The sequence below is a fragment of the Jiangella alkaliphila genome (assembly GCF_900105925.1).
GTDB lineage: Bacteria > Actinomycetota > Actinomycetes > Jiangellales > Jiangellaceae > Jiangella > Jiangella alkaliphila.
Genome location: NZ_LT629791.1, coordinates 2,365,696 through 2,379,284 on the forward strand (window position 1 = coordinate 2,365,696; position 13,589 = coordinate 2,379,284).

The following is a 13,589-nucleotide window of genomic DNA, read 5'->3' on the forward strand; positions in this document are numbered from 1 at the left end:
CCATGAACCCGCGCGTCGAGCGACTCACGTCCGCCGCCGATCTCGCGTCTGCCGCGCGCCTCTACCGCGAGGTGTTCGGCTACGAGGACCCCGCGCACTCGGTGAACCCGCGGCTGCTCGCGTCGCTGGCGGCCAACGGCGGCTCGGTGGTCGGCGTCCGCGGTGCCGGCGGCGAGCTGGTCGCGTTCGCGTACGGCTTCGTCGGCACCGACCGCGGCGAGGTCTACCACTACTCGCAGGCCGCCGTCGTCGCCGCCGGGCAGCAGGGCCGCGGTCTCGGGCGGGCGCTCAAGCGTGGCCAGCGCGAGGTCGCCCTGGCCGGCGGGCAGACCCGCATGCGCTGGTCGTTCGACCCGTCGGTGGTCCGCAACGCGCACTTCAACCTCGACGTGCTCGGCGCGACCGGGCGGTGGTTCCGGCCGGAGTTCTTCGGTCAGCCCGACACCGACCGGATGATCGTCGACTGGGACCTTGACGACGAACGGCGCGCGGGCCAGGCGCCGGCGCCGGCCGGGCTGCCGGCCGACCTCGCCGACCCGGCCGGCTGGCTGCGGCCCCGTCCGTCCGGCCCGGACACCTGGCTGCCGCTGCCGCTGACGTCCACCACCGAGCAGCGGCGCGAGCTGGGCGTCGTCATCGGGTCGCTGATCGCCGGCGGCTCGGTCGCGACGTCGTGCGTCCTGGTCTCGCCCGACACCGGCGCCTACCGCTTCGCCCGGACCTCGCCATGACCGAGCTGACCAGTCCGTCGCAACGCTTCGGCGCCCGGCTGCAGCGGCCGTCGTCGGCGGCGTCGCTGCAGGCGCGGGTGATCGAGCAGGAGACCCGCACGCTGGCCGAGGCGTTCGAGCGGGTCGCGGCCGACGGGTCGGTGGCGGCCGCGGCGGCGACGGTCGTCGCGGCCCGGCGCCGGTTCGTCGCCGGCACCGGCAAGTCCTTCGCGTACGCCTCGCTGCTCGCCGTCGACCTGTCCGCCGGTCTGTCCAACGTCACGCTGGTCGACGGCACCCTGGTCCGCCACGTCGACGTGCTCGCCGACGTCCGCGACACCGACGTGCTGGTGGCGGTGTCGCTGCGGCGGTACCGGCGCGAGACGGTCGCGCTGGCCGGGCGGTTCGCGGCCGCCGGTGGCGCCGTCGTCGCCGTCACCGACACCGCGGAGTCGCCGCTGGTGTCCGTCGCGGGACAGTCGATCGTGGTGCCGACCGCGAGCGCCTCGTTCGCCGACTCGCCGACCGCCGTCGCCGCCGTCGTGCACCTGCTCGCTACGCTCACGACCGCCAGCGCGAAGGGCGCCCGCCGCCGGCTGGCCGAGCGCGACCGGCTGGCGCACGACCTCGACCTCTACTGGGAGGACTGACCGTGCGCGTCACCCATGCGTCCCTGCACCTGGTCAGGCTGCCACTGGTGCACCGCTTCCGCACCAGCTCGCACGCCAAGGACCACCTCGACCACATCCTCGTCCGGCTGACCGACGAGTCCGGCGCCGTCGGGTGGGGCGAGATCGCGTCGGCCAGCGACCCGTTCTACTCGCCCGAGACGGTGGACACGTGCTGGCTGGTCGCCGAGCGGTACCTGCTGCCGTCCGTCGTCGGCGCGCGCTGGGACGACCCCGCCGAGGTGGCCGGGCTGTGGGCGAAGGTGCGCGGCCATCAGTTCGCCAAGGCCGGCGTCGACATGGCGGCGTGGACGCTGTGGTCGCTGTCCGGCGGGGTGTCGCTGGCGACCGCGCTGGGCGGGACGCGGCCGACGGTCGTCGCGGGCGTCTCGCTGGGCATCGAGCCGACCATCGACGACCTGCTGGCCGAGGTCGCCAAGCACGTCGACGCCGGGTACCCGCGGGCGAAGCTGAAGATCGCCCCCGGCTGGGACGTCGAGCCGGTGCGGGCGGTGCGGTCGTCCTTCCCGGAGTTGCTGCTGCACGTCGACGCGAACGGCGTCTACGGCGAGTCCGAGGACGAGGTGCGGTCGCTGCGGGCGCTGGACGGGTTCGGGCTGTCGATGATCGAGCAGCCCTTCGGGCCGCGGAACCTGCTCGCCCACGCCGCCCTCCAGCGCGACATCTCGACGCCGGTGTGCCTGGATGAGTCGATCGAGACCCTGGACGACCTGCGTACGGCTGTCGTGCTCGGGGCGCTGAAGGTGCTCAACATCAAGGTGTCGCGGCTGGGCGGGCTCGGCCCGGCGGTGGCCGCGCACGACCTCGCGGCCGAGCACGACATCCCGGTCTGGTGCGGCGGCATGCACGAGTTCGGCGTCGGCCGTGCCGCCAACGTCGCGCTGTCCAGCCTCCCCGGCTTCACCCTCCCCTCCGACGTCTCCGCGTCGGACAAGTACTACCAACGCGACGTCGTCACGCCCTCCATCACCGCGTCCGGCGGTGTGGTCGACGTGCCCACCGGCCCCGGCCTCGGCCACGCGGTGGATGAGGCGTTCGTGCAGGCCAGCGAGGTGCGGACGGCCGAACTCAGGGCCTGACCCCTGGACGTCCCCAGCATGGAACCGGGGGCTTCCCCCAGGGTGAATCGGGGGCTTTCCGGGTTACCGCGGAGTTCCCGCGCGGCGAGAGTGAGACCGACCTCACCGACATCTGCCGACGGGACGCACCATGACCACCACCCTGCCTCTGGACCGACCGCCCGCACCGACCCCGCCCTTGCCACCGCCGCCGCGCCGCGGCCTGGTGGTCCGCGTCGCCCGCTGGAGCTCGACGCACAAGTGGCTCGCCCTCGTCCTCTGGCTGGCGTTCGTCGCCGCCGCGATCGTGGGCGGCGGCGCCGTCGGCACGAAGGAGGTGGAGGACGGCGACCAGGGCGTCGGCGCTTCCGCCGGTGCCGACAAGGCGCTCCTCCAGGCCGACTTCGACGACCCGTACACCGAGTCCGTGCTGGTCCGGGCCGCAGACGGCGGTGCCGTCGACACCGGCTCGGGGGCCGTCACGACACTCGCTGCGAACATCGCCGCCGCGCCGGGCGTGGCCTCGGTGGCGGAGCCGCAGGTGACCGAGGACGGCACCGCCGCGCTCTACGAGGTGACGCTCGACATCCCCGAGGGCACCGACTCCGAGGAGGAGGACGCCGCCAGTGCGGCCGCCGCCGAGATCGGGCAGGTCGTCGACGGCGCCGACGGGTCGCTGGACGTCGGGCAGGTCGGCGACGCGTCGCTGGGCGAGGCGCTGGACCAGGTCTACGAGGACGACCTGCAGCGCGCCGAGTACCTGTCCCTGCCGGTCAGCCTGCTGATCATGCTGGTCGTGTTCGGCGCGCTCATCGCCGCCGCCGTGCCGGTGCTGCTGGCGCTGTCGTCGGTGGTCGCGGCCATGGGGCTGTCGGCGTTCGCGTCGTACGTCGTCCCGTCCACCGACATCCTGGCCTCGGTCGTGCTGCTGGTCGGCATGGCCGTCGGCGTCGACTACTCGCTGTTCTACGTCCGCCGCGAGCGCGAGGAGCGGGAGAAGGGCCGCGGCACGATGGACGCCGTCGCGGTCGCCGCCGCCACGTCCGGCCGGGCCGTCGTGGTCTCCGGCCTTGCCGTCATCATCGCGATGGCCGGCATGTTCTTCGCCGGTGAGGCGACGTTCCAGTCGCTGGCTGTGGGCACCATCCTGGTCGTCGCGGTCGCCGTCGTCGGGTCCGTGACGGCGCTGCCGGCGCTGCTGGCGATCTTCGGCCGCTGGATCGACCGCCCGCGCATCCCGCTGCTGTGGCGGCTGCGCAAGCGCGACGGCGGCGAGCCCCGCGTGTGGCGGGCCATCCTCGGCCCGGTGCTGCGGCACCCGAAGACCGCGCTGGTCGCCGGCCTGCTGGCGCTGCTCGCGCTGGCCGCACCGGCGCTCGGCATGAAGCTCTCGCAGCCCGGCATCTCCGACCTGTCCAACGACGTGCCCGAGGTGCAGACCTACGAGGCCATCACGACGGCGTTCCCGTCCGAGGGCGCCGCGCACGACATCGCCGTCTGGACGACCGACGGCTCGCCGCTGGACACCGCCGCCGTCGACGGGGGCGTCGCCCAGCTGAACGACGCGGTCGGCACCGACCCCGAGTTCGCCGCCGGCGAGGGGCTGACGGCGGAGTACTCGACCGACGGCTCGGTCGCCGAGATCACCGTCCCCGTCCCGTACGAGCACGACGACGACCGCGCCGAGGACTCGCTGCAGACCCTGCGCGACGACCTCGTCCCGGCGGCGTTCGACGGCATCGACGGTGTCGAGAGCGGCGTCACGGGGATGACCGCCGGCAACGTCGACTTCCGCGGCCTGCTGGCCGACCGGATGCCGATCGTCATCGGGTTCGTCCTGCTGATGACCATCATCGTCCTGGTGATGGCGTTCCGGTCGCTGGCCGTGGCGCTGACCGCCGCGGGGCTGAACCTGCTCTCCGTCGCCGCCTCCTACGGCCTGCTGACCCTGGTCTTCCAGAACAGCTGGGCCGAAGGGATCCTCGGCTTCGAGTCCACCGGCGCGATCATCACCTGGCTGCCGCTGTTCCTCTTCGTGATCCTGTTCGGCCTGTCGATGGACTACCACGTGTTCGTCGTCAGCCGGATCCGCGAGGGCGCCAAGGCCGGCATGTCGACGCCCGAGGCGGTGCGCACCGGCATCATCCGCTCCGCCGGCGTCGTCACCAGCGCCGCCGTGGTCATGGTGGCCGTGTTCTCGATCTTCGCGACGCTCGGCGCCATCGACTTCAAGCAGATGGGCGTGGGGTTGGCCGCGGCGATCCTCATCGACGCGACCATCGTCCGGGCCGTGCTGCTGCCGTCGATCATGGCGCTGCTGGGGGAGCGCAACTGGTGGCTGCCCAAGCCGCTGAACCGGCTGCCGCGGCTCGAGCACTGACGCACTGACGCGCGACCGGGGCCGTCCACGGGGGCGGCCCCGGTCGCGCGTCTCAGCCGGTGAAGACCTGGACCTCGACGAGCCGCGAGTAGTCGGCGCTGTTGGACGCCAGGCCGACGATCCGGACGGCGTCCGCGGTCACCGGGGCGAACGTCGACGTCACCCGGCCGGCGGTGCTGCCGCGCACCTCGTGCACGGTCTGCCACGCACCGCCCACCCGCACCTGGACGTCGAAGTCGCGCAGGCCGTAGCGGGCCGCCGGGTACCGCGTCGAGTCCAGCGTCCAGGTCTCGACCCGCGCGACGGTCGTCGGACCGGCCAGGGCGACGTCGTAGGTGTCCGGGAAGACGCGGCTGGTGCCGTCGTTCCAGCCGGTCAGCGTGTCCCACTCCTCGGAGTCGGTGTTGCCGTCGACCGCGCCGCAGACCTCGAAGTTCGCGTGCGTCGAGGACGCCGCCGCCTGCTCGCCGAGCGCCTGGTTGTCGCCGGCGCCCTTCGTCGGCAGCGGCAGCACCTCGACCGGGACGGTCAGGCCCTTGCCCTCCGGCGTGGTCAGCCGCACGTCGTACGAGCCCGGCGCGGCGTCGCGCGGCACCGTCACGCCGACGCGGGTGTTCACCGTATGGTCCGGGTCCCACGCGGGCAGCCACGACGAGACGATCCGGCGGTCCAGCGTCACCGGGCCGGACGGCGTCAGCTCCAGGTCCGCGTAGAGGTCGGCCGAGCCGGCGTTCGTCATGCCGGCCTGGAACGCGGTGGGCAGGCACGGCAGCCCGACCACCTCGACCCGCTCCGGCGTCGCGCTGAGTCGGACGGGGTCGCGGTCCGGCCGCGCCGCGGTGCTGACCACGGCGGTGAGCAGGCCGAGCGCCGTCGCCGACACCAGGACGACCGCGAGCTGCCGCCTCATGCCTGACCTCCCTCGATGTGGATGCTGGGGTCGCCGTCGGCGACCGCGATGCGCGCCCGTGTGCTCATGACGCCGCCGGGGACGGTGACGCGGTCGGCCACGCGGTAGTCGGTCAGCCACTGCTCCGGCGTGACGTCGACGTGCACGTAGCCGCGCTGGAAGTTGCCGAACTTCACGTGCGGGTTCTCGTCCAGGATGGTCTGGCCGCCGGGGTCGATATCCATGCCGTCGCGGCCGGACGTGATCGACGTGCCCACGAACTCCGTCCCGACCACCGGAGCGGCCGGGTCGGCGTAGTCGGCCTTCAGCTCGGACACGACGCTGCGATGCAGGTCGCCGGCGATGCTGACGAGGTTGCGCACGCCCCGCTCGGCCGCGCCGCCGATCACCCGCTGCCGCGACGCCACGTACCCGTCCCAGGTGTCCATCGGCACGATCACCTCGGCGCCGGCGCGAGTGTCCAGCTGCGCGATCGCCGTCTGGTGGGCCAGCACCTCCCACCGCGCGGACCGCTCGGCGAACCCGTCCAGCAGCCACCGCTCCTGCTCCGCGCCCGTGATGGTGCGGTTCGGGTCCAGCGAGCCGGGGTTCGGCGGGTCCGACCCGTCGCCGGCCGCCTGGTCGTCGCGGTACTGGCGGGTGTCGAGCAGGTTGAACCGGACGAGGTCGCCGTACTGGAACCGGCGGTACAGCTGCAGGTCCGGGCCGATCGGCTGCTGCGACAGCCGCACCGGCATGTGCTCCCACCAGGCACGGAACGCGTTCGCGCGGCGGACCACGAACTCGTTGCGCGGCGCGTTGGTCTCCGAGATCTCGTCCGCCCAGTTGTTCTCGACCTCGTGGTCGTCCATCGTGACGATCCACGGCGCGGCGGCGTGGGCGGCCTGCAGGTCGGGGTCGGACTTGTACAGCGCGTAGCGGCCGCGGTACTCGTCCAGCGTCATCGTCTCGCGCAGCTGGTCGGCCGGGAGCTGCTGCTGACGGACGCCCGCGCCCGCCGTCACGCCGTACTCGTACAGGTAGTCGCCCAGGTGGAAGACGACGTCGTGCTGGCGCGCCGCCATGTCGGCGTAGGCGGTGTAGAAGCCCTCGTAGTAGGCCTGGCAGGAGGCGAACGCGAACCGCAGGGCGGCGGGGGAGTCACCGGCGGCCGGCGCGGTGCGGGTGCGGCCGGCCGGGCTCACGTGCCGGCCGACGCGGAAGCGGTACCAGTACTCCCGCCACGGCCGCAGCCCCTGCACGTCGATGTGGACGCTGTACGACTCCACGCGCCGGGCCCGGGCGGTGCCCTTGCGGACGACGCGGCGGAAAGCCGGGTCCTCCGCGATCTCCCACAGCACCATGACGGGGCGCGGGCCGAGGCCGCCGAACGGCTCCAGCGGCCGCGGCGCCAGCCGGGTCCACAGCACGACGGAGTCGCTGAGCGGGTCGCCCGACGCGACGCCCAGCGCGAACGGGTCCTCGGGCAACTGGGTGAGCTCGACGGCCGAACCGTCGGCCGACGCCAGGCCGGGCAGCGACCCCACCACGGCGAGGCCCATGGCCGCGCCCGTGACGGTGAGGAACCTGCGCCGAGTGGCATCGACCGCGTCCAGCCTGAGCCCTCTGAAGGGGGTGCGGTCGCCGGTCATGACAGGTCAGCAGATCAGTCGCAGCCGACGCCAGAACGGACGCGAGGTGTCCACTTGTAGAACAAGTCGGGGACCAGGCATGCCACTCGCGCTTGCCGGACAGGACGCCGTGTACATACCATGTGTGTATGGCTCGCCTGAACGTGTACCTCCCCGATGACCTGGCCGAAGAGGCCAGGGCGTCGGATCTCAATGTGTCCCAACTGACGCAGCAGGCGTTGCGGCAAGAACTCGACCGGCGCAAGGCGGAGACGTGGCTCGACCGCGTGCGCCGTCGCCGATACGCCGGAGTCACGCACGATCACGCCATGGAAGCCCTCGACGCCGCTCGGGAAGAGTTCGGCGCGACGTGAACCTCGAAGCCGTGGTCGTCGATGCCTCAGCCCTTGTCGATCTCATCGTTCCGACCGATCGAGCGGAGGTCGTGGCGAAGACCATCGAAGGGCGGGCGCTTCACGCTCCCGCACATGTCGACGCGGAGTTGCTGAGTGCCTTCGGCCGGCTCCAGCGTGCCGGCGTCCTGTCCGACCCGGACGTGACGGATCTGCTCGATCTCCTCGAGACGATGCCGGTCGTCCGGCATGGTCTGCCTGATCTGCTGGATCTCGCGTGGGCGCACAGGCACGACACGCGACTGACCGACGCCCTCTATCTCGCACTAGCAGAGCGTCTCGGCCTCGGCCTGGTGACGACCGATGCCCGACTGACAAGGGCGGGTTCGGCGTCGAGCCTGATACTCCCGCTCAACGCATAGTCGCGTGCGTCCGCTGCGCGAACCCAATTACCACGGCGCGCTCGACTGCCTTGGCAAGCCTGGTCGTCGCGGGAGGCCGGGCAAATCGGGCGCTGTCACGACGACCAGCCTTGCCAAGGGCGGCGACCTCGTCACTCCGCGGCGAGCGCCGCGACTCTGTCGGCGGAACGTCGTAAGCTCGTAGCGACCCCCCACCCCAGCCGGTGTGGGGGCATGTCTGCGTGCCCGGAAGGTCAACATGAGTCTCAGCGGTCTGCTGTCCGCCCTCCTCGGCAGCGACGGCGATCCCACCCTGCGCTCGGCCGTCGCCGACGCGCGCACGGGTGCGGTCACCGCCCTCGACCTCACCGCGCCGCCGGCGTTGCGCCCGTTCGTGGCGGGTGCCATCGCCGCCGACGAGGCCGGTGCTGGCCGGACGGTGCTCGCCGTCACCGCCACCGGACGCGAGGCCGAGGACCTCGCCACCGAGCTGCGCTGCCTGCTGCCGCCCGAGTCGGTCGTCGAGTACCCGGCCTGGGAGACGCTGCCGCACGAGCGCCTGTCGCCGCGCAGCGACACGGTCGGCCGGCGGCTGGCCGTGCTGCGCCGGCTGGTTCACCCCGACCTCGAGTCCGGCGGACCGGTCAAGGTCGTCGTCGCGCCGGTGCGCAGTGTGCTGCAGCCGCAGGTCGCCGGGCTGGCCGACCTGCGCCCGGTCGCGCTGAAGCCGGGCGACGACGTCGCGCTCGACGCCGTCGTCGAGCAGCTGGCCGCCGCCGCGTACGTCCGCGTCGACCTCGTGGAGCGACGGGGCGAGTTCGCCGTCCGCGGCGGCATCGTCGACGTCTTCCCGCCGACTGAGGAGCACCCGGTACGGGTCGACTTCTGGGGCGACACCGTCGAGGAGATCCGCTACTTCACCGTCGCCGACCAGCGCTCCACCGACGCAGCCGAGCACGGGCTGTGGGCGCCGCCGTGCCGCGAGCTGCTGCTCACCGACGACGTCCGCACGCGGGCGGCCGCGCTCGCGCACGAGCACCCCGAACTGGGCGAGATGCTGGAGAAGATCGCCGCCGGCATCGCCGTCGAGGGCATGGAGTCGCTGGCGCCGGTGCTGGTCGACCGCATGGAGATGCTGATCGACCTGCTGCCCGCCGGCACCCACGTGCTGGTCTGCGACCCCGAGCGGGTCCGCACCCGGGCGCACGACATGGTCGCCACCAGCCAGGAGTTCCTCGACGCGTCGTGGGCCGCGGCGGCCGGCGGCGGCACGGCGCCGATCGACCTCGGCGCGGCGGCGTACCACACGCTCGGCGACGTCCGGGCGCAGGCGATCCGGCAGGGCCTGCCCTGGTGGAGCCTCAGCTCCTTCGGCCTCGGCAGCACCGACGACGTCCCGGAGCGGCCGCAGCCCGTCGACCTCGACGCCGACCTGTACGCCGTCGACCTCGGCGACGACATGGTGACGGCGGGCGCCGTCGACACCCGCGAGCTGGACGTCCGCCCGGCCGAGACGTACCGCGGCGACACCCAGCGGGCCATCGCCGACATCTCCGGCTGGCTGGCCACCGGCGGCCGCGCCGTGTTCGTCACAGGTGGCCACGGCACCGCCGAGCGGGTCGTCGAGGTCCTGGGCGAGTCCGAGGTGCCCGCGCGCTACGTCGAGCACGTCGACACCGCGCCGGCGCCGGGCGTCGTCCTGGTCACCACCGGCGGGCTCACCCACGGGTTCATCGCGCAGGCCGCCGGCCTCGCCGTCCTGACCGAGGACGACCTCACCGGCCAGCGGGTGTCCACCAAGGGCACCACCCGCATGCCCAGCCGTCGGCGCAACCAGGTCGACCCGCTCCAGCTCAAGCTCGGCGACTACGTCGTGCACGACCAGCACGGCGTCGGCCGCTACGTCGAGATGACCAGCCGGACGGTGCAGGGCGCCACCCGCGAGTACCTCGTCGTCGAGTACGCGCCGTCCAAGCGCGGCCAGCCGGGCGACCGCCTGTACGTCCCGACCGACCAGCTCGAGCAGGTCACCAAGTACGTCGGCGGCGACGCGCCCGGCCTCGACCGCATCGGCGGCAGCGACTGGGCCAAGCGCAAGGGCCGGGCCCGCAAGGCGGTCAAGGAGATCGCCGCCGAGCTGATCAAGCTGTACGCCGCCCGCCAGGCCGCGCCGGGCCACGCCTTCGGCCAGGACACGCCCTGGCAGAGTGAGCTGGAGGACGCGTTTCCGTACGTTGAGACCACCGACCAGCTGTCCACCATCGACGAGGTCAAGCGCGACATGGAGCGCGAGATCCCGATGGACCGCGTCATCGCCGGCGACGTCGGCTACGGCAAGACCGAGATCGCCGTGCGGGCGGCGTTCAAGGCGGTCCAGGACGGCAAGCAGGTCGGTGTGCTGGTGCCCACGACGCTGCTGGTGGGCCAGCACTTCTCCACCTTCTCGGAGCGGTTCGCGCCGTTCCCGGTGACGATCCGGGCGCTGTCGCGGTTCCAGGCCGACGCGGAGGCCGCCGACACCATCGAGGGGTTGCACGACGGCACGGTCGACGTCGTCATCGGCACCCACCGGCTGATCACCGGCGACGTCCGGTTCAAGGACCTCGGCCTGCTGATCGTCGACGAAGAGCAGCGCTTCGGCGTCGAGCACAAGGAGAAGCTGAAGCACCTGCGCGCGAACGTCGACGTGCTGACGATGTCGGCGACGCCGATCCCGCGGACGCTGGAGATGTCGATCACCGGCATCCGCGACATGAGCGTCATCACCACCCCGCCTGAGGAGCGCCACCCCGTCCTCACCTACGTCGGCGGGTACGACGAGAAGCAGGTCGGCGCTGCGCTCCGGCGCGAGCTGATGCGCGACGGCCAGGTGTTCTTCGTGCACAACCGGGTCGACACCATCGAGAAGACCGCGGCGCACCTGCGCCAGCTGGTGCCCGAGGCCCGCATCGCCACGGCACACGGCCAGATGGGCGAGCACGTCCTCGAACAGGTCATCAACGCGTTCTGGCAGCGCGAAGTCGACGTGCTGGTGTGCACGACGATCGTCGAGACCGGCCTCGACATCTCCAACGCCAACACGCTGGTCGTCGACCGGTCCGAGCGGCTCGGCCTGTCGCAGCTGCACCAGTTGCGCGGCCGGGTCGGCCGTGGCCGCGAGCGGGCGTACGCGTATTTCTTCTACCCGCGCGAGACCCCGCTGACCGAGGAGGCGCACGAGCGGCTGGCCACCATCGCCCAGCACTCCGACCTCGGCGCCGGCATGCAGGTCGCGATGAAGGACCTCGAGATCCGCGGCGCGGGCAACCTGCTCGGCGGCGAGCAGTCCGGCCACATCGCCGACGTCGGGTTCGACCTCTACGTGCGGCTGGTCGGCGAGGCGGTGTCGGAGTACCGCGGCGACGGCGCCGAGGCACAGCCCGAGGTCCGCATCGAGCTGCCGGTCGACGCGCACATCCCGCACGACTACGTCGCCAGCGAGCGGCTGCGGCTCGAGGCGTATCGGCGGCTGTCCGAGGCGGTCGACGACGCCGCCGTTGACGCCGTGCTCGAGGAGCTGACCGACCGCTACGGCGCGCCGCCCGAGCCGGTCGAGAACCTGCTGGCGGTGGCCCGGTTCCGGGCGCACGCCCGGCGCGCGGGGCTGTCCGAGGTCACCGTCCAAGGCACCTACATCCGGTTCGCGCACGTCGAGCTGGCCGACTGGCAGCGGGTCCGGCTCGGCCGGCTCTACCCGAAGTCACTGGTCAAGGACGCCGTCGGGACGATGCTGGTGCCCCGGCCCCGGCCGACCCAGATCGGCGGGCCGCAGCTGCGCGGCGTCGAGCTGCTGGCCTGGGCGAAGACCGTCATCGACGACGTCATCGCCCACCAGCCCGACGTGGCCGGCACCCGGGCTGGATAAGATGCGGCCGGGCATCGTCCCACCGCAGGCCGAACCGACGAAGAGGATCACCGTGTCGACCATCCGACGCATCGTCATCGCGTCCCTCGCCGCGGCCAGCGCCGTCGCGCTGGCCGCGTGCGACTCCGAGCAGATCGGCGCCGCCGTCGTCGTCGACGGCGACCGGTTCACCGTCGACGACCTGCAGAACGCGGTCGACCACGCCCAGCGGCTCGACGGCTTCGACGTCGAGGCGGCCGGCGGCATGCCGGCGTTCCAGCGGACCGTCCTGACCCGGCACATCCAGCACGAGATCTTCGTGCGGCTGGCCGACGACGAGGGTCTCCAGGTCAGCGAGGCCGACATCGACGTCGCCATCGACGAGATCTCCGGCCAGGCGCCCGGCGGCGACCTCACCTCGGCGCTCGCGCAGGCCGGCTTCACCGAGCAGGCGTTCCGTGCCGGCGTCGCCGACCAGCTGATCGCGCAGGCCTACTCCGAGGAGACCGGCGCCGACGCCGCCGCGCTCACCCAGACCCTCGTCGAACTCGGCGACGAACTGGGCGTCGAGGTCAATCCGCGGTACGGCGCCTGGGGCGAGGACCTCGCCGTCAGCGCCGACACCGGCTCGATCTCCGAGCCCGCCGGCGGCTCCGACGCGGCCGAGGAGCAGCCGCTCCCGCCGGTCGAGTGAGCCTGGTCCTGCTCGCCACCAGCCCGCGGGTCGCCCCCGGGCTGCTCTCCGCCGCCGCGTGGGACGCGCTGCGGGCGGGCTCCGTGTACGTCGACGACGAGGCGCACCCGCAGGTGGCCCCGGTGCGCGCGGCCGGCATCGACGTCTCCGTGGTGTCCTCGCCGCCAGGCGGTGACGTCGTTTGGCTGCTGCCGCCCGGCGACGACGGCGCAGGGTTCCCGGACGCCCGTGTCGTCGTCGGCTCGGCCGACCTGCCCGGCGCGCGGCTGCTCGACCTCGTCGCCGTCATGGACCGGCTCCGCTCGCCCGGCGGCTGCCCGTGGGACGCAGAGCAGACCCACCGCAGCCTGGCGACGTACCTGCTGGAGGAGACCTACGAGACGCTCGAGGCGATCGAGTCGGACAACGACGACGATCTGCGCGAAGAGCTCGGCGACCTGCTGCTGCAGGTGATCTTCCACGCCCGGCTGGCGCAGGAGCGCGCGACGCAGCCGTGGGGGATCGACGAGGTCGCGGCCGGCATCGAGGACAAGCTGGTCCGCCGGCATCCGCACGTCTTCGGCGACGTCCAGGCGTCGTCCGCGTCCGACGTCGGGGAGCGGTGGGAGCGGCTGAAGCGCGAGGAGAAGAACCGCTCCTCCGCCGTCGACGGCGTGCCGCTCGCCCAGCCGGCGCTGTCGCTGGCCGCCAAGCTCGTCCACCGGGTCGAGAAGGCCGGCGTGCCGGTCCCGGCGCCGGCACCGCCCGGGCGCGCGCCGGAGTCCGCCGAGGAGGTCGGCGACGCGCTGTTCGCGCTGGCCGCGGCCGCCCGCGACCGTGGCATCGACCCTGAGCAGGCGCTGCGCGATGCCGCCCGCCGCTACGTCGCCGCCGTCAAGGCCGCCGAGGCCACCCGCTGATC

At 73.0% G+C, this 13,589-nt stretch carries 11 protein-coding genes; 9 read left to right on the forward strand and 2 right to left on the reverse strand.

Annotation, left to right across the window (positions count from 1 at the left end; genetic code table 11):
• Positions 1–2 precede the first annotated feature (2 nt).
• The 4 genes from BLV05_RS11065 (at position 3) to BLV05_RS11080 (ending at position 4,837) form a co-directional block, all read left to right on the forward strand.
• Positions 3–731, forward strand: a complete 729-nt coding sequence (locus BLV05_RS11065) for a hypothetical protein (protein WP_052762801.1) — start codon at positions 3–5, stop codon at positions 729–731.
• Complete coding sequence (locus BLV05_RS11070; RefSeq protein ID WP_046770843.1) at positions 728–1,360, forward strand: SIS domain-containing protein; 633 nt, start codon at positions 728–730, stop codon at positions 1,358–1,360. Before BLV05_RS11065 ends, BLV05_RS11070 begins: the two co-directional genes overlap by 4 nt.
• A gap of 2 nt (positions 1,361–1,362) precedes the next feature.
• Positions 1,363–2,478, forward strand: a complete 1,116-nt coding sequence (menC, locus tag BLV05_RS11075) for an o-succinylbenzoate synthase (RefSeq protein WP_046770844.1) — start codon at positions 1,363–1,365, stop codon at positions 2,476–2,478.
• A gap of 130 nt (positions 2,479–2,608) precedes the next feature.
• Positions 2,609–4,837, forward strand: coding sequence for an MMPL family transporter (locus tag BLV05_RS11080; RefSeq protein ID WP_082155550.1), 2,229 nt, complete (start codon positions 2,609–2,611; stop codon positions 4,835–4,837).
• Positions 4,838–4,889: 52 nt separating this feature from the next.
• On the opposite strand, the gene BLV05_RS11085 is transcribed toward BLV05_RS11080, so the two are convergent.
• Entirely contained in the window at positions 4,890–5,747 is an 858-nt protein-coding gene (locus tag BLV05_RS11085; RefSeq protein ID WP_046770846.1) for a galactose-binding domain-containing protein, read from the reverse strand.
• Positions 5,744–7,378, reverse strand: a complete 1,635-nt coding sequence (locus BLV05_RS11090; RefSeq protein ID WP_046770847.1) for an alkaline phosphatase D family protein — start codon at positions 7,376–7,378, stop codon at positions 5,744–5,746. Before BLV05_RS11090 ends, BLV05_RS11085 begins: the two co-directional genes overlap by 4 nt.
• 128 nt (positions 7,379–7,506) lie before the next feature.
• Here BLV05_RS11090 and BLV05_RS11095 point away from each other — a divergent pair, with 128 nt between their 5' ends.
• From BLV05_RS11095 to BLV05_RS11115, 5 genes are all read left to right on the forward strand, one after another.
• Entirely contained in the window at positions 7,507–7,731 is a 225-nt protein-coding gene (locus BLV05_RS11095) for a type II toxin-antitoxin system CcdA family antitoxin (RefSeq protein ID WP_046770848.1), read from the forward strand.
• Positions 7,728–8,132: a type II toxin-antitoxin system VapC family toxin gene (locus BLV05_RS11100; RefSeq protein ID WP_046770849.1), complete on the forward strand. Its 405-nt coding sequence runs from the start codon at positions 7,728–7,730 to the stop codon at positions 8,130–8,132. The genes BLV05_RS11095 and BLV05_RS11100 overlap by 4 nt, the downstream gene beginning before the upstream one ends.
• Before the next feature lie 238 nt (positions 8,133–8,370).
• Positions 8,371–12,015 carry a transcription-repair coupling factor gene (mfd, locus tag BLV05_RS11105; protein WP_046770850.1) on the forward strand — a complete coding sequence of 1,215 codons (3,645 nt, stop codon included), beginning with the start codon at positions 8,371–8,373 and terminating at the stop codon, positions 12,013–12,015.
• A 52-nt stretch (positions 12,016–12,067) separates the two neighbouring features.
• Positions 12,068–12,688, forward strand: a complete 621-nt coding sequence (locus tag BLV05_RS11110) for a SurA N-terminal domain-containing protein (protein ID WP_160312783.1) — start codon at positions 12,068–12,070, stop codon at positions 12,686–12,688.
• Entirely contained in the window at positions 12,685–13,587 is a 903-nt protein-coding gene (locus BLV05_RS11115) for a MazG family protein (RefSeq protein WP_046770852.1), read from the forward strand. The genes BLV05_RS11110 and BLV05_RS11115 overlap by 4 nt, the downstream gene beginning before the upstream one ends.
• The last annotated feature ends 2 nt before the right edge of the window (positions 13,588–13,589 follow it).

Excerpts from the sequence above, each read along its gene's own strand:
- BLV05_RS11065 (WP_052762801.1), top strand. The coding sequence starts at position 3 with ATGAACCCGCGCGTCGAGCGACTCACGTCCGCCGCCGATCTCGCGTCT.
- BLV05_RS11070 (WP_046770843.1), top strand. The coding sequence starts at position 728 with ATGACCGAGCTGACCAGTCCGTCGCAACGCTTCGGCGCCCGGCTGCAG.
- BLV05_RS11080 (WP_082155550.1), top strand. The coding sequence starts at position 2,609 with ATGACCACCACCCTGCCTCTGGACCGACCGCCCGCACCGACCCCGCCC.
- BLV05_RS11085 (WP_046770846.1), bottom strand. The coding sequence starts at position 5,747 with ATGAGGCGGCAGCTCGCGGTCGTCCTGGTGTCGGCGACGGCGCTCGGC.
- BLV05_RS11090 (WP_046770847.1), bottom strand. The coding sequence starts at position 7,378 with ATGACCGGCGACCGCACCCCCTTCAGAGGGCTCAGGCTGGACGCGGTC.
- BLV05_RS11095 (WP_046770848.1), top strand. The coding sequence starts at position 7,507 with ATGGCTCGCCTGAACGTGTACCTCCCCGATGACCTGGCCGAAGAGGCC.
- mfd (WP_046770850.1), top strand. The coding sequence starts at position 8,371 with ATGAGTCTCAGCGGTCTGCTGTCCGCCCTCCTCGGCAGCGACGGCGAT.